This window comes from Vibrio sp. B183 (assembly GCF_000740665.1).
In the GTDB taxonomy this organism is placed as follows: domain Bacteria; phylum Pseudomonadota; class Gammaproteobacteria; order Enterobacterales; family Vibrionaceae; genus Vibrio; species Vibrio coralliilyticus.
Map to the genome: position 1 here is coordinate 39,022 of NZ_JPQB01000013.1, position 15,826 is coordinate 54,847.

Genomic DNA, 15,826 nt, shown 5'->3' on the forward strand with positions numbered 1-15,826 from the left:
TGAGTAGTCTATCAATTACATCAACTAGGATTACTGAGTCACAACGTAATATTCGATATCGATAGTTTTACGAAGAATATTGATTAAGCCAGAAAGATCTTGTTGTGCGTTCATCTGGGTTAACTGAGTACCAATCTGTTCGTTGTACTGCGCATTAACATCAGATTTCACGTTGGTTAGCTCAACCACAACGATGTCACCGTTGAAATCTTTAGCTTGAGCGAACTCCACTTGACCACTACTTGGCTTCTTCATCGAGAAGACAACATCAGCCAACGGAGAGCTACGATCAATGTTTTCCGAGTCACTGAACGCAAGACCATTTTCAGTCATTAGGTCTTTGTTACCCTTCTTCAGCTCTGCAACCAAATTGTCGGCAAGCTCAATTGCGCTTTGCTCCCCTTTCACTTTCGCCAGCGCCGTTGTCACTTGCTCACGAACTTCGTCTAATGGAAGCACTGTTTCGTCACGCGCATCTTCTACACGAACAACAATCACGTGTTCAGGTGCCACTTCAATGACTTCTGAGTTCAACCCGTCTTCTTTTACTTCAGGGCTTAAAATGGCTTGCATTACAGCAGGTGCTTTTAATAACTCCGGCGCATCAGCTTGAGAAATGAAGTCTGTCGTGTGAATTTCAACTTTGATTGCGTCAGCAGCATCATCCAGAGAATCAGGGTACTCAAATGCGACCGTTTCTAGCTGACTTTGCAGCTCATAGAACTGGTCAATCGCTTGCTGATCTTTTAGCTCTTGCTTGATTTCTGAAGCCACTTCTTCATATGGCTTAGCTACCGAGTCTTTCAACTCGTCCAGTTTAATGATGTGATAGCCAAAATCAGATTTCACCAAACCTGTCACGTCACCAGCCTTCTTCAGAGCAAATGCTGCCTCTTCAAATGCTGGGTCCATAACATCACGCTCTATCCAACCTAGAGAGCCGCCTTCTGAAGCACTGCCAAAGTCATCAGATTTCTCTTCTGCTAGCGTCGCAAAATCTGCACCAGCATTGAGTTCATCCAAAATCGCTTGAGCTTTCGCTTCATCATCACCTTCAATCAGGATGTGACTAACACGACGCTGCTCTTCCGATGAGTACTTATCAAGATGCTCTTGGTAATATTGTTTCGCGTGCTCATCAGAAACGTCAATAGCGTCTTTCAACTGCTGAGCAGAAAGCTCAACATAAGCCACTTTAACCTGTTCAGGACGAGTATAACGCTCTGGATTTTGAGTGTAGTAGTCGTTAATTTCCTGTTCTGACAATTCAGCTTTAGATGCAAAGTCTGACAATGAAAGCGTTACTTTCTTGATTTCACGCGTTTGAGTCAAAAGCTTGCTTTGAGCTTCCACTTCTCCCTCAAGAGAAAAGTCGCTCGCTTGAATTGCAGTCAGGAGTTGATTGCGAACCAAGTCTCTGCGCAGATATTCGGCAAAGCTATCTGGCGAGAAGCCTGCACGACGAAGAGACGCTTGGTAAATCTCTTGGTCAAACTTTCCATCGACTTGGAACTGTGGCATATCGACAATCATGCTACGAACTTGAGAGTCACTGACACGTAGACCTAAAGACTCAGCGTGTTGCTCTAGCAGCAAATCGTTAATCATTCGGTCAAGTACTGACTTGCGGAAAGACTCAACGTAGTTTGGGTCTGCTAGCAGAGTTGAGAAATAATCACCAAGCTGAGCTTGCATGCGATTACGTTCGTTCTGATAAGCTTGTTCAAACTCACCACGACCAATCTCGACGTTACCAACCTTTGCCGCTGAGTTATTGCTACCGCCAACGATGTAGCTGCCAACACCGGCAAAGACAAAAGATAGGATGATTAATCCAAGGATAATTTTAACCGCGATGCTATTAACGCCTTCGCGTAATCGATCCATCATATTTAAAACACTCTCCGCGTGTAGACCGCATTAGCTCTAATCATCGCTAACACGACGTACATTATAATTAAAATCAGATAGCGCGATAATACCAGAAAAAGAAATGCGCATCAGTATGATGCGCATAATTTAAAAAGGTTCGATAAAAACTGCCGCTATCGGCAATTTTCAGACTAGTTGCAAGAGTCTTTTAGAGCTTTACCAGCTTTGAACGCAGGAACTTTTGCTTCTGCGATTTGAATTTCTTCACCAGTCTTTGGGTTACGACCTGTACGAGCGGCACGAGTACGTACGCTGAATGTACCGAAACCAACTAGAGCAACTTGGTCGCCAGACTGAAGAGTGTCGCCCACAGCTTCAATGAATGCGTCTAGAGCGCGGCCTGCTGAAGCTTTTGAAAGGTCAGCGTTTTCTGCAATTTTTTCTACTAATTGTGTTTTATTCACTGTGATTCCCCTTTGCGCCACCTGTTATTATTTTTAAAGGCAGCTTTCGTTCCATTTCAATTTTAAAGTAACTCCAACCCCTTATACAACAAGGCCTGAAGCTATGTGGGTAACGTTAGCGTCCAAAAAAAACGCTGACAAGCCTTTTTATGCTTATCAGCGTAATCTTTTACTTATTTTTGCTGCACATCACTATTTTACAGCAGCAATTTCGACACCTGACGGGTCTTTTTCTAGCGCAACTTTAAGAACATCATCAATCCATTGCACCGGAATCACCTTAAGATCAGCGATAACGTTGTCTGGAATCTCTTCCAAATCACGCTCATTATCTTTAGGAATCAGTACCGTTTTGATGCCTCCACGGTGTGCCGCCAGTAGTTTTTCTTTCAAACCACCGATAGGTAAAACTTCACCACGAAGGGTAATTTCACCTGTCATTGCCACTTCAGCTTTTACCGGGTTACCTGTCAGGCTAGAAACAAGCGCTGTACACATTGCGATACCTGCACTTGGACCATCTTTCGGCGTTGCACCTTCAGGAACGTGGACATGAATATCACGTTTCTCATAAAAGTCAGAGTTGATGCCCAATTTCACCGCACGAGAACGAACTACTGTCATCGCCGCTTGAATCGATTCTTGCATCACATCGCCAAGAGAGCCAGTTTGAGTCAATTTACCTTTGCCCGGCATCGCTTCTGTTTCAATCGTGAGAAGATCACCACCGACTTCAGTCCAAGCCAGACCCGTTACCTGACCAATACGATTGCTGTCGTCCGCTTTTCCGTAATCGTGACGCTGAACACCTAAGTACTCTTTTAGGTTATCCATGTTCACAGTGACCGTTTTAAGGCTGCTGTCGAGCAGGATGTTTTTCACCGCTTTACGGCAGATCTTCGAGATTTCACGCTCTAGGCTACGTACACCCGCTTCACGTGTGTAGTAACGAATAATGCCGATGATTGCAGAATCTTCAATCTCAATTTCACCCAGTTTCAAACCGTTACGTTTGATCTGTTTCTCTACTAAGTGACGTTTCGCAATATTGAGTTTCTCGTCCTCGGTGTAACCCGATAGACGAATTACTTCCATACGGTCTAACAGAGGACCTGGAATATTCATTGAGTTAGACGTCGCAACAAACATCACGTCAGATAGGTCGTAATCCACCTCTAGATAGTGGTCGTTAAATGCGTTGTTTTGCTCTGGATCGAGTACCTCTAATAGAGCTGATGAAGGATCGCCGCGCATGTCAGAAGACATTTTGTCGATCTCATCCAAAAGAAACAGCGGGTTTTTAACACCGACTTTGGACATCTTCTGAATCAGTTTGCCTGGCATAGAACCAATGTAAGTACGGCGGTGACCACGGATTTCAGCTTCATCACGTACACCACCCAACGCCATGCGAGTGTATTTACGGCCAGTAGCCGCCGCAATTGAGCGACCCAAGGATGTTTTACCAACACCTGGAGGCCCTACTAGACACAAGATTGGCCCTTTAAGCTTGTTAATGCGATTCTGTACCGCTAAGTACTCTAGAATACGTTCTTTAACGCGCTCCAGACCATAATGATCTTCATTCAGCACTTCTTCGGCTTTTGCCAGATTCTTCTTAACTTTTGAGCGTTTGTGCCACGGTACACCCAACATCCAATCAATGTAGCCACGAACAACCGTTGCTTCCGCAGACATTGGCGACATCATCTTCAGCTTCTGTAGCTCTTGCTCGGTCTTTTCGCGCGCTTCTTGCGGCATCTTAGAGTCGACGATTTTCTGCTTCAGCGTTTCGAACTCATCAACACCATCTTCAGTCTCACCCAGTTCTTTCTGGATGGCTTTCATCTGCTCATTCAGATAGTACTCACGCTGAGATTTTTCCATCTGCTTTTTAACGCGTGTACGAATACGTTTTTCAACTTGAAGCAGGTCAATCTCCGATTCCATCTGCCCCATCAGGAACTCAAGACGGTCGGTCACGTCCAACGTTTCCAGCACGATTTGCTTATCTGCCAGTTTTAGTGGCATGTGAGCAGCAATCGTATCAGCAAGGCGAGCCGCTTCGTCGATACCGTTGAGTGATGTTAGAACTTCAGGTGGAATTTTCTTGTTTAGCTTGATGAAGCCTTCAAACTGATTAATCGCACTGCGAACAATCACTTCTTCTTCGCGTTCATCGAGCTGCTCTGTCGTCAGATATTCTGCGTCAGCAGTAAAGAATTCGTCTTCTTCAAATTTATGAATTTTTGCACGTTGCTGGCCTTCAACCAACACTTTCACTGTCCCGTCCGGCAGTTTTAGCAATTGAAGAATGGTTGCCACGGTACCGACATCAAACAAATCGTCTTTTGCTGGCTCATCAGTTTCGGCTTTTTTCTGCGCAACTAGCAGTATTTGCTTGTTGTTATCCATTGCCGCTTCAAGGCAAGCAATCGACTTTTCACGTCCAACAAACAAAGGAATTACCATGTGCGGGTAAACGACTACATCTCTTAGAGGTAGTACGGGGATCTCGATACGTTCGGAACGTTCCAAGTTCATATTCTTCTCTCTTCCGCTTAGTCTTATGAGCAGTATATGGGGGCTAATTGGTTGGATTCAATGAAAGAATAAAAAAAAGGAGGTAAATGATTACCTCCTTAAATTATTCATTAATTTATGTGAATCTGATTAAGATTCTGCGCCCGCGGCCTGATTATCCGAGTTGCTGTAAATCAGCAGTGGGTCAGACTCACCATTAATCACTGATTCATCAATGACGACTTTGCTAACGTCATTCATGGATGGAAGCTCATACATGGTTTCCAACAGGACGCCTTCCAAGATTGAACGTAATCCACGAGCACCTGTTTTACGTTCCATCGCTTTCTTCGCAATAGCACGTAGAGCGTCTTCGCGGAATTCAAGCTCAGAGTCTTCTAGCTCGAACAACGCTGCGTACTGTTTGGTCAACGCGTTCTTAGGCTCACACAAGATCTGAATCAGTGCTTCTTCATCCAGCTCTGTTAGCGTTGTTGTCACAGGTAGACGACCGATGAACTCTGGGATCAGGCCATATTTAACCAAATCTTCTGGTTCAACCTGAGTGAAGAGCTCACCTACTGTCTTCGTTTCGTCTTTAGAGCGGACTTCAGCTCCAAAACCAATACCTGTACCCGTCGCAACACGCTGCTCAATCACTTTATCTAGGCCCGCAAATGCACCACCACAGATAAATAGGATCTTAGATGTGTCAACTTGAAGGAATTCTTGTTGAGGATGCTTACGCCCACCTTGAGGTGGAACTGAAGCCACAGTACCTTCAATCAGTTTTAGCAACGCCTGCTGAACACCTTCACCGGACACGTCACGAGTGATTGATGGGTTTTCAGCCTTACGTGAAATCTTATCGATTTCATCAATGTACACGATGCCGCGCTCGGCTTTTGCTACGTCATAGTCGCATTTCTGCAGTAGCTTCTGAATGATGTTTTCAACATCCTCACCTACGTAACCAGCTTCGGTTAGCGTAGTGGCATCCGCCATTGTGAATGGTACATCTAGGAAACGCGCTAATGTCTCAGCCAGTAATGTTTTACCACTACCCGTAGGACCAATAAGAAGGATGTTGCTCTTACCGAGCTCAACACCTTCACTAGTCGTGTCTCCATTACGTAAACGCTTATAGTGGTTATAAACGGCTACTGCTAGCACTTTCTTAGCGTAATCTTGGCCAATCACGTAATCATCAAGGTGTTCACGAATCTCTCTTGGCACTGGCAGTGCTTCCGATTGTTTCTTCGGCAGAACATCTTTGATTTCTTCACGAATAATGTCGTTACACAAATCGACACATTCGTCACAAATGTAAACGGATGGACCAGCGATTAGCTTGCGAACTTCGTGCTGGCTTTTGCCGCAGAAAGAGCAGTAAAGAAGCTTACTACTACCGCTCTCTTTGCTTTTGTCTGTCATTCGCTAACCTCTTAGCCTTTACTCTTTATGATCTGAGTGTATATCAATTATAGCCAAAATGCTCTGGCAATTATTACTCACCGCGATGAGTCAGCACTGCATCGACCAAACCGTATTCAACAGCTTGATCAGCGGCCATAAAGTTATCACGGTCAGTGTCACGCTCAATCACCTCAAGAGGTTGACCTGTGTGTTCAGCAAGTAACTTGTTCAGTTTCTGCTTGATGGTCAGGATTTCCTGAGCGTGGATTTGGATGTCAGACGCCTGGCCTTGGAAACCGCCCAGAGGCTGATGAATCATCACGCGAGAGTTTGGTAGTACATAACGCTTGCCTGGTGCACCACCAGCAAGAAGGAAAGCACCCATTGAGCACGCTTGGCCCATACATACTGTACTAACGTTTGGCTTGATGAACTGCATCGTATCGTAGATCGACATACCTGCAGTTACACTGCCGCCCGGCGAGTTGATGTAGAGGAAAATATCTTTATCAGGATTTTCAGATTCTAAGAAAAGCAGCTGCGCCACGACAAGATTTGCCATGTGGTCTTCCACTTGACCAGTTAAGAAAATCACGCGCTCTTTTAATAAACGAGAGTAAATATCGTAAGAACGTTCACCGCGGGAAGTCTGTTCAACCACCATTGGTACCAGCGCGTCTAAAATTGGTGACATTGCATTTTTTTCTTGGTAGCTCATATTCTTATGTCCCTAAAATAAATGGCCCGGATGATAAATATCATACGGACCATTGTTAGCAGAATAGTTAACGTTCCGTCAACCTTCTACGCAAGATATTGCTTATTAAGCTGGCTGCTGTTGGTTCATTAGCTCGTTGAAGCTAACTTCTTTCTCAGAAACCTGTGCTTTAGCGATGATTGCATCGATAGCTTGCTCTTCAAGCGCAACGTTACGCATGTTGTCCATCATCTGAGTGTTTTGCTCGTAGTAAGCAATTACTTCTGATGGATCTTCGTATGCTGTAGCCATTTCTTCGATAAGCGCTTTCACTTTCTCATCGTCAGCTTTTAGCTCTTCAGACTTGATTACTTCACCTAGAAGAAGACCAACAACTACGCGACGCTTAGCTTGCTCTTCGAACAGTTCACGTGGAAGTTGCTCAGCTGCTTCTGGGTTGCCACCAAAACGCTGTGCAGCTTGCTGACGTAGTGTACCGATCTCTTGATCGATAAGTGCAGCTGGCACGTCGATTTCATTTTCGTTAACTAGACCGTCAATCGCTTGCTCTTTGATGCGGTTTTTAACTGCTTGCTTAAGCTCACGCTCCATGTTCTTACGAACTTCAGCTTTAAGAGCGTCAACGCCACCTTCAGCTACACCGAACTTAGAAACGAACTCATCGTTGATTTCTGGAAGCTCACGAGCTTCAACCTTGTTCACTTTGATCGCGAACTTAGCTGCTTTACCTTTTAGGTTTTCAGCGTGGTAATCTTCTGGGAATGTTACGTCGATGTCGAATTCCATACCCGCTGTTTTACCAGTGATACCGTCTTCGAAACCAGGAATCATGCGACCTGCGCCCATTTCTAGTGGGAAGTTCTCAGCTTTACCACCTTCGAACTCTTCGCCGTCGATAGAACCAACGAAATCGATAGTTGCACGAGTACCTTCTTCAGCAGCTGAATCAACTTCTGCCCAAGTAGCTTGTTGCTTACGTAGAGTTTCGATCATCTCTTCAACGTCAGCGTCTTGAACTTCAGTTGTTGGCTTTTCAACAGTGATGTTCTCTAGACCTTTCAGCTCAACTTCTGGGTAAACTTCAAAAGTTGCGTTGAATACTAGATCTTCACCTTCTTTGCTCTCTACTGGAGCGAAAGTTGGTGCGCCTGCTGGGTTGATTTTTTCTTTAACGATCGCTTCGATGAAGTGGCGTTGCATTACTTCACCCATTACGTCTTGACGTACTGCTTTGCCGTACATCTTCGCAACCATTTTCAGAGGCACTTTGCCTTTACGGAAACCATCGAAACGACGGTTTTTAGCGATGTTGCGTAGTTCAGCTGTTACAGCATCTTCGATGTTAGCAGCAGGAACAGTAATGTTTAGACGGCGCTCTAGGCCCTCTAGCGTTTCAACAGTAACTTGCATTATTCATTAACCTCAAAACTGGCTCAGACTGAGCTGAGCGTATGTGCCCTAAAACCTTGAAAAGTTCAGGACCCATCCTTGTTTGCGCTCTAAGAGCACTCTTCGTAAATCGAGTATCGATAACCAAACGAGTCAGTTACCGGACTAATTAGCGATATCTTTCCAACCAAGTTGGTGAAAGGTATCTCCGATTAGCCTCAGGATAAAAATTCAGACGCAGCATTCTACCGACCTCGTCGGTCACTGTCGAGCCGATCCCTAACATAGGCCAGGCTTTACCCTAAAAACTCAGTTAACTGCTATAAAAAACATCAATCAAGCAGCTAACCGTTCCAGAAATGGGGACATTAATCGGTTTTTCAAGAGAAACTAATCTTTTTTCTGAATTAAACGAGAAAACTAGATCCAAGTCCGGTTTTGTTCCTCATTTTCGTTACACAACTAAACACACCTGTAACAAAAAACATTACCCTAAGTTATCAGTAGTACCTCAATTACAGGGAATGTAATGTCACCTTTTCGTCGGGCAAATGCCTACCTGCTCATTCTTTACCTGTTCTGCCTCATTGTTGGCTCTCAATGGGTATGGAATTACCACTATCAATCCCTACTCGACGAACATCAGGCGCAGCTTGATCGCTTTGCTAGCCACATTGCCTCAAGACTGGATAAGTACGCTCACCTCCCCCAGTTGCTTGCTAAAGATACCGAGCTGATTTCAGCTTTAATGCAGCCTGACAACCCGGCTCAACTAGACATCACGAACCGCTATCTTGAGAACGTCAATAACATCATCCAAGCGTCCGATACTTATCTGATTGATCGGGTCGGCAACACCATTGCGGCCAGTAACTGGAATTTGGAGCGCTCGTTTATTGGCAAAAACTTTTCGTGGCGCCCCTATTTTTCTGAAGCAGTAAAAGGCAACTCCAGCCAGTATTTCGCGCTCGGCTCGACCTCTGGGCAAAGAGGTTATTACTATTCGTTCCCTGTCGTGTACGCAGGTGAAATAGCCGGCGTTATTGTGGTCAAGATGGATCTGTCTGCAATCGAAGAGAACTGGAAGGGGAAGCAAAATACATTTGTTGCGACCGACAGCTACGACGTGATTTTCATGTCGAGCAACCCACAATGGTTATTTAAAAGCCTGCTCACTCTGACAGAAGCAGAGCGGAATCAGATTTCCAACAGCCGTCAATACCTAGATAAAGACATAAAATCTCTCGGGCTGGTTGGGCAACTCGATAAGGCCCAGTCTGAGCTCGAAAACCATTTGCTCGGCTGGATACAAGGCGACTACATTGTCTCCAGTCGAACGCTTTCCTTGCTCGATCTTACCATTCGTGTATTGACTGAGAAGATAACCGTTTTTTGGTCCACGTTAAGTTTCGCTCTAATACTGACTCTGCTGTTTGTAATTGCATTTTTAACACTGCAACTGACCTACCAAAGGCATCTCAAAAAGCGCCAGTTTGAGCAACTGCAGTCTGAAGCAAAACAAAAGCTGGAATTTCTGGTTCTTGAAAGAACGTCTGAATTACAGGCCGAAGTGTTAGAACGCTCCCGCACCGAACAAATGCTGCGTCAAACACAAGACGAGTTAATCCAAGCCGCTAAACTGGCAGTTCTCGGCCAAATGTCTGCCAGTATTAGCCATGAGTTAAACAATCCACTCGCCGCGATTCGAAGCTTTGCAGACAATGGCCGCCGCTTTCTTGATAAAAACAAACTTGAGCGTGTCGACGACAATCTCAGCCGAATCTCAGCGTTGACTGATCGGATGGCCAAAATCAGCAGTCAATTAAAATCCTTTACGCGCAAATCAGACACCAGCGACAAAAGCGTTCTCGATATCGAACCTATCCTGCTCTCAGCGAAGGAACTGGTTGCACCTCAGATAAAATCTTATCGGGTAGAATTAGCCACACAGTTTAATCACACCACAGGCTCCGCCGAGGTAAACGCAATTCAGCTAGAACAGGTTTTGATTAATCTAATCACTAACGCTGCACAAGCAGTGGAAGAGCAGGACAAGCGCATTGTCGAACTCCGCACTGAACAAACAGAGGCATCGATCATGATCTACATCGATGACAACGGCCCTGGGATTAAAAAAGATCAAGCTAAGCACCTCTTTGAGCCATTCTTTACTACGAAGAAAAATGGCTTGGGTCTTGGCCTGTCGATTTCCCAACAGATCATTAAAGCGATGGATGGCCAGTTAACCGTGGAAACCTCGCCATATGGCGGAGCAAGGTTTGCCATACAGTTACCATTTCATGTTTCGACTGTAAGAGATAACGCAAAGGAATCTTGATGTACGACGTCTTTTTTATCGATGACGAAAGCGATATTCGCTTAGCCATAGAGCAGAGCTTCGAGTTAGAAGAAATATCCGCACAATTTTTTTCCAGTGCCGAAGATGCACTTCTTGCCATTAAGCAGGACGGTTTGCCAAAAGTGGTCATTTCCGATATCTGCTTGCCCGGTCTTTCCGGTGAAAACCTGCTTTCAACGGTGCTGCATCAGGACAAAGATGTTCCCGTCATTCTCATTACGGGCCATGGAGATATCTCCATGGCTGTCAACGCCCTCAGAAACGGCGCGTATGACTTTATCGAGAAGCCCTTCCCCATCGATCGCTTAATCGATACCACACGACGAGGATTGGAAAAGCGTGACCTCACACTGGAGAATCAGGAACTCAAACGCAGTCTCAAAGCGAGTCAGACCCTCGGCCCTAGGATCATCGGCGACACACCGTCAATACAGATGCTGAGAGAGACCATTTCACATATTGCCGATACCGACGCCGATATTCTCTTATTCGGTGAAACAGGGACAGGCAAAGAGCTGGTTGCTCGTTCGATTCACGAACAAAGTTCAAGACGCGACGCGAACTTTGTCGCCATCAACTGTGGCGCAGTGCCTGAGAACCTCATCGAGAGTGAGCTCTATGGCCACGAGAAAGGAGCATTTACTGGTGCAGAAACTAAGCGTATCGGTAAGTTTGAGCATGCTCAGGGCGGAACCTTATTCCTTGATGAGATTGAATCCATGCCAATGCAGGCACAAATTCGACTGTTACGCGTCCTTCAGGAGCGCGTAATTGAAAGAGTGGGCTCGAATGAGCTGTTACCATTGGATATAAGAGTCATTGCCGCTACAAAAGTGGATCTTAAGAAAGCAGCAGAGGCAGGAGAATTTCGTCAAGATCTCTACTACCGCCTTAACATCGTCACGCTGGATTTACCTGCACTGAGAGAGCGCAAGGAAGATATCGCGGCTCTGTTCCACCACTTCCTGTTAGTTGCCGCTTCACGCTATGGAAAAAGCGCCCCTGCGCTTCCAAACAGCGCACTGAGTCAGCTTTTAAGCCACGATTGGCCCGGTAATGTCCGCGAGCTAAGAAACGCAGCCGAACGTTTCGTCTTGCTGGGTAAGCTGACTCAATTTGGGGAAAGTATCGAGCAAAGTAATCAACCACTCTCACTGGCGACACAAGTGGCTGAGTTCGAAAGAAGTGCAATAGAGCAAGCCTTGCTCGAGTCTGGAGGCAGTATCAAACAAACCATGGACAAGCTCAGTCTGGCGAGAAAAACGCTCTACGACAAAATGCAGCGTTACGGGCTAGACAAGGCCAACTACAAAGCCGATTAATCATAGTAATAACTAAGCCAGCATCAGATGCTGGCTTAGTTAATTTAGGTTCTCAACATCACATCGAGCTGATCGACCAGTTCTGCCCAATCGGCATCTTCTTCTATCGCTTCTTTTAGAAACGCGGCCTGTGAAGGCGACCAGAAAAAGGCTTCATGCAGTGCAGTGCCGACCACCAGCCCACTGTGGTGATTAACAAATTCCCGAATGCTGTCGTCGGAGCTCGCTAACCCAAGTTGCTGAAACAAATCACGCATTGAGTGTTGGTGCATTTCCATAATGTCCTCACTCGATTCTTACAACAAACAACTAAGCCACAATTACAGTAACTATTCCTCTTTAACTATAGACCGAATCGCTCCGAGCAAAAAAAAGCCTCACATCGACAGTGAGACTTTTTCATTAGAACTCAGGAAGCACTTACTTGGTTATGATTTCAGGCCCCATTAGCGTCGTCGGAAGCCAAGTCGATACCCATGGCACATAAGTAACGATAATGAGGAACAAGAACATTACCGCCACCCAAGGGAGCGCCGCCTTGACCACTTGCATCATCGACATTTTAGCGACCCCGGCCGTCACAAACAGGTTGAGCCCGACAGGCGGAGTGATCATCCCGATTTCCATGTTCACGACCATCATGATACCTAGGTGAATAGGGTCGATGCCCAGTGCAATCGCAATTGGGAACACCAACGGAGCAACAATGATCAGCAGACCCGACGGCTCCATAAACTGACCACCAATCAGAAGCAAGACATTAACCACGATTAGGAAGGTGATCGGCCCAAGGCCAGCAGATAACATCGACTCAGTAATCATCTGCGGGATGCGCTCTTCTGTTAGTACGTGCTTAAGAATCAAGGCATTTGCAATGATAAACAGCAACATAATAGTCAGCTTGCCCGCTTCATACAGCGTATGCTTAGTGTCTTTATGGACAAATGCTTGGAAAATCTTGACGATGGCTGGTTTACCATTCTCTTTCTCTGCGAAAGGACCCATGTCTTTGTAGACGAAATTCGCAATAAAGAAGGAATAGACCGCTGCAACCGCTGCAGCTTCAGTCGGCGTGAAAATACCACCGTAGATACCGCCTAGAATGATCACGACCAGTAGTAGACCCCAGCTTGCGTCTTTCGCGGCATCAAACATTTCACCCCAGCCAACGAATGGCTGTTTTGGCAGATTTTTCACGCGCGCTGCAATATAGATAGCAATCATCAGCATCACGCCCGCCAGAAGACCTGGAATCACACCGCCGAGGAACATACGACCAACCGACACGTCCGTCGCAGCGGCATATACAACCATAACGATTGACGGTGGAATCAAGATACCTAACGTACCCGCGTTACAAATCACCCCAGCGGCAAAGTCTTTGGAGTAACCGTTTTTGATCATACCTGCGATAACGATACTACCGATGGCAACAACCGTGGCCGGAGACGAACCTGATAACGCGGCGAACATCATACACGCGACGACAGAAGCCATCGCCAATCCGCCACGGAACCAACCGACCATTGCAATAGCAAAACGAATAATTCGCTTAGCCACACCACCCGTCGACATAAAGCTTGATGCTAAAATAAAGAATGGAATAGCGAGTAAGGTGTAGTGACCGGCGAACGCGTTGAACAGGGTTTGGGCTACTGAGGCTAAAGAAGCGTCAGAGTGCATCATCAAAAACAGAATGCTCGATAGACCAAGCGATACAGCGATTGGCACACCAATCAGCATAAAGCCAACCACCATTACGAATAAAAACAAAATATCCATGGTTTAGCTCTCCTTGCTCTTATCGTCGGCTTTTTTCGGCTCCATCGCTTCACCAGCGTCTTTGAGCTCTTCTTTCAGTGCCTCAAGTTCTTCTTCCGCTTCATGACCTGCAATCAAGCGGTCTAATTTACCTGTTGCGATTTGTACGGTGATTTGAATAAAACGGAATGTCATCAGCGCCATGCCAATTGGCAGCGCCATGTAAGGAATAAAGCGTGGAAGCTTTTCGTAGCGCTCACCTTCATTCAGCCAGTCAGCTAGGAACTGCAATATTTCAGGCATTGGAATATCGTCGGTTTCATACCAAGCACGTTCAGTGACAAACGGATACCAATAGTTCCAAGAACCAACCAGAAGAAGAATTGAGAATGCTAAACAGCAAGCCGCTGCAAGTAACGCGTAGACTTTACGCAGTTGGTCTGGTGCCATGTTGATGATGACATCGACACCAATGTGAAAGTGTTTTTTTACGCCATAAGACGCACCGACTAGAACCATCCAGGCAAAAAGGAAAACGGTGAGCTCAAGAGCCCAAAGAATGTTGTCGTTAAAGACATATCGAAAAATTACATTAGCAAAGGTTAGCAGTGTCATTGCTCCCAAGAAAAACGCAATCAGCGTTTCCTCGATAGCATCTGTCACCTTTCCTATTCTGGCAAAAATTGACTGTTCCATAGTTACATCGCTTTGATCACCCGTTGGTCGCGCCTAACAGGTATTGCAGGGTAAAAAAGGCCCTCCTCCCGATTCGGAGGGCCAATAGTCAGGGATGTTTTTATTATCGTGTTACTGGTTTGAAGCCAATGCAGCTTCGATAAGGTCAGAGCCGATGTCTTTTTCAAACTTCTTCCAAACAGGTTGCAACGCAGTAACCCATTGCTGACGCTGCTCTGGCGTCAATGTACGAACTTCACCACCCGCTTCAATGATGTTGTTCTTATTCGCTAGGTTCACCTTAGCTGACTCTGCATTACGCTGTGCAGTGACTTCCTGAATAATGGTATTCAGTTGTTCACGCTGATCTGCTGGGAGTTTTTTCCAGAAGTCGTTCGAGGTAACCACAAGGTAATCTAGGATACCGTGGTTGGTTTCTGTAATACCGTCCTGAACTTCAAAGAACTTCTTACCGTAAATGTTTGACCAAGTGTTTTCTTGGCCGTCAATAACCTTAGTTTGTAGACCGCCATACACTTCTTTAAACGACATCTTCTGTGGGTTCGCACCTAGTTGCTCAAACTGCGCTACCAATACATCAGAAGCCTGAACACGGAATTTAAGACCTTTAGCATCTTCAGGTGACAGTAGTGGCTTGTTTGCCGACATTTGCTTCATGCCGTTATGCCAGAAAGCTAGGCCTTGCAGACCACGACGCTTCATTGCATTTTTCAGCTTCTCACCAGACTCTGAGTTTTGGAAACGGTCAACGGCGTCAACGTCTTCGAATAGGAATGGCAGATCGAAAATACGGTATTTCTTCGTGAACTTTTCAAACTTAGAAAGAGAAGGGGCAGCAAGTTGCACGTCACCGTTTAGAAGCGCTTCCAGTACTTTGTTGTCATCGTAAAGTGTCGAGTTCGGGAAAACCTGCATACACACTTTTCCGTTCATCTCTTCGTTAACACGTTTTTCCAGCAGTGAAGCCGCAATACCTTTAGGGTGCTTATCTGTATTCGTTACGTGGCTGAACTTGATCACAGTCTCGCCTGGGTCACAGTTAGCGGCCGCATTAAAACTGGTTACAGCGAGAATCGAAGCAGATAGTAGGGTCAAAGGCTTTAGCATTGTTTTTCTCCTTGTTAATAGAACAACCCCATCACTGGGTGTTGATATATTTATAAGGGCAATAACTAAGCCAACTTATGAAAATAAATTTAATCTTTATATTTCAATGAATTAAATTCAGCCCTATGCGGAAAAATAATTATAAACAGATTTATTAGATAAAAATGGGTGGGAAATGACACATCGAAACTTCTCGAAT

12 protein-coding genes are annotated in these 15,826 nt (G+C 45.5%); 2 read left to right on the plus strand and 10 right to left on the minus strand.

Translation table 11 applies throughout. The features are described 5' to 3' along the window. Positions 1-30 precede the first annotated feature (30 nt). From ppiD to tig, 6 genes are all read right to left on the minus strand, one after another. A complete protein-coding gene (gene ppiD / locus IX95_RS13910; protein ID WP_038161012.1) occupies positions 31-1,890 on the minus strand; it encodes a peptidylprolyl isomerase in 1,860 nt (619 codons plus the stop codon). Positions 1,891-2,063: 173 nt separating this feature from the next. Then, a complete protein-coding gene (locus IX95_RS13915; protein ID WP_004414742.1) occupies positions 2,064-2,336 on the minus strand; it encodes an HU family DNA-binding protein in 273 nt (90 codons plus the stop codon). Between the two features lie 192 nt (positions 2,337-2,528). After that, positions 2,529-4,880 carry an endopeptidase La gene (gene lon, locus IX95_RS13920; protein ID WP_021457152.1) on the minus strand — a complete coding sequence of 784 codons (2,352 nt, stop codon included), beginning with the start codon at positions 4,878-4,880 and terminating at the stop codon, positions 2,529-2,531. Between the two features lie 129 nt (positions 4,881-5,009). Next, positions 5,010-6,293: an ATP-dependent protease ATP-binding subunit ClpX gene (gene clpX, locus IX95_RS13925; RefSeq protein WP_006959348.1), complete on the minus strand. Its 1,284-nt coding sequence runs from the start codon at positions 6,291-6,293 to the stop codon at positions 5,010-5,012. 73 nt (positions 6,294-6,366) lie between these two features. Then, positions 6,367-6,993 carry an ATP-dependent Clp endopeptidase proteolytic subunit ClpP gene (gene clpP, locus IX95_RS13930; RefSeq protein ID WP_006959350.1) on the minus strand — a complete coding sequence of 209 codons (627 nt, stop codon included), beginning with the start codon at positions 6,991-6,993 and terminating at the stop codon, positions 6,367-6,369. 105 nt (positions 6,994-7,098) lie between these two features. Continuing rightward, on the minus strand, positions 7,099-8,403 hold the full coding sequence (gene tig / locus IX95_RS13935) for a trigger factor (protein ID WP_006959351.1): 1,305 nt from the start codon (positions 8,401-8,403) through the stop codon (positions 7,099-7,101). Positions 8,404-8,911: 508 nt separating this feature from the next. On the opposite strand from tig, the gene IX95_RS13940 reads away from it, so the two are divergent. Both IX95_RS13940 and IX95_RS13945 read left to right on the plus strand, forming a co-directional pair. Next, positions 8,912-10,720, plus strand: coding sequence for a sensor histidine kinase (locus IX95_RS13940; RefSeq protein WP_038161019.1), 1,809 nt, complete (start codon positions 8,912-8,914; stop codon positions 10,718-10,720). After that, positions 10,720-12,063 carry a sigma-54-dependent transcriptional regulator gene (locus tag IX95_RS13945; protein WP_021457149.1) on the plus strand — a complete coding sequence of 448 codons (1,344 nt, stop codon included), beginning with the start codon at positions 10,720-10,722 and terminating at the stop codon, positions 12,061-12,063. Before IX95_RS13940 ends, IX95_RS13945 begins: the two co-directional genes overlap by 1 nt. A gap of 44 nt (positions 12,064-12,107) precedes the next feature. Here IX95_RS13945 and IX95_RS13950 read toward each other — a convergent pair whose 3' ends face one another. From IX95_RS13950 to IX95_RS13965, 4 genes are all read right to left on the minus strand, one after another. Beyond that, complete coding sequence (locus IX95_RS13950) at positions 12,108-12,341, minus strand: DUF2789 domain-containing protein (RefSeq protein WP_006959358.1); 234 nt, start codon at positions 12,339-12,341, stop codon at positions 12,108-12,110. A 142-nt stretch (positions 12,342-12,483) separates the two neighbouring features. Next, positions 12,484-13,845: a TRAP transporter large permease gene (locus IX95_RS13955; RefSeq protein WP_006959359.1), complete on the minus strand. Its 1,362-nt coding sequence runs from the start codon at positions 13,843-13,845 to the stop codon at positions 12,484-12,486. 3 nt (positions 13,846-13,848) lie between these two features. Further along, on the minus strand, positions 13,849-14,520 hold the full coding sequence (locus IX95_RS13960) for a TRAP transporter small permease (RefSeq protein ID WP_006959361.1): 672 nt from the start codon (positions 14,518-14,520) through the stop codon (positions 13,849-13,851). Positions 14,521-14,631: 111 nt separating this feature from the next. After that, positions 14,632-15,627 carry a TRAP transporter substrate-binding protein gene (locus tag IX95_RS13965; RefSeq protein WP_021457148.1) on the minus strand — a complete coding sequence of 332 codons (996 nt, stop codon included), beginning with the start codon at positions 15,625-15,627 and terminating at the stop codon, positions 14,632-14,634. Between the last annotated feature and the right edge of the window lie 199 nt (positions 15,628-15,826).

Bases quoted from the DNA above. Each gene is read 5' to 3' on its own strand.
- ppiD (WP_038161012.1), bottom strand. From the start codon at position 1,890: ATGATGGATCGATTACGCGAAGGCGTTAATAGCATCGCGGTTAAAATT.
- lon (WP_021457152.1), bottom strand. From the start codon at position 4,880: ATGAACTTGGAACGTTCCGAACGTATCGAGATCCCCGTACTACCTCTA.
- clpX (WP_006959348.1), bottom strand. From the start codon at position 6,293: ATGACAGACAAAAGCAAAGAGAGCGGTAGTAGTAAGCTTCTTTACTGC.
- clpP (WP_006959350.1), bottom strand. From the start codon at position 6,993: ATGAGCTACCAAGAAAAAAATGCAATGTCACCAATTTTAGACGCGCTG.
- tig (WP_006959351.1), bottom strand. From the start codon at position 8,403: ATGCAAGTTACTGTTGAAACGCTAGAGGGCCTAGAGCGCCGTCTAAAC.
- IX95_RS13940 (WP_038161019.1), top strand. From the start codon at position 8,912: ATGTCACCTTTTCGTCGGGCAAATGCCTACCTGCTCATTCTTTACCTG.
- IX95_RS13945 (WP_021457149.1), top strand. From the start codon at position 10,720: ATGTACGACGTCTTTTTTATCGATGACGAAAGCGATATTCGCTTAGCC.
- IX95_RS13950 (WP_006959358.1), bottom strand. From the start codon at position 12,341: ATGGAAATGCACCAACACTCAATGCGTGATTTGTTTCAGCAACTTGGG.
- IX95_RS13955 (WP_006959359.1), bottom strand. From the start codon at position 13,845: ATGGATATTTTGTTTTTATTCGTAATGGTGGTTGGCTTTATGCTGATT.
- IX95_RS13960 (WP_006959361.1), bottom strand. From the start codon at position 14,520: ATGGAACAGTCAATTTTTGCCAGAATAGGAAAGGTGACAGATGCTATC.
- IX95_RS13965 (WP_021457148.1), bottom strand. From the start codon at position 15,627: ATGCTAAAGCCTTTGACCCTACTATCTGCTTCGATTCTCGCTGTAACC.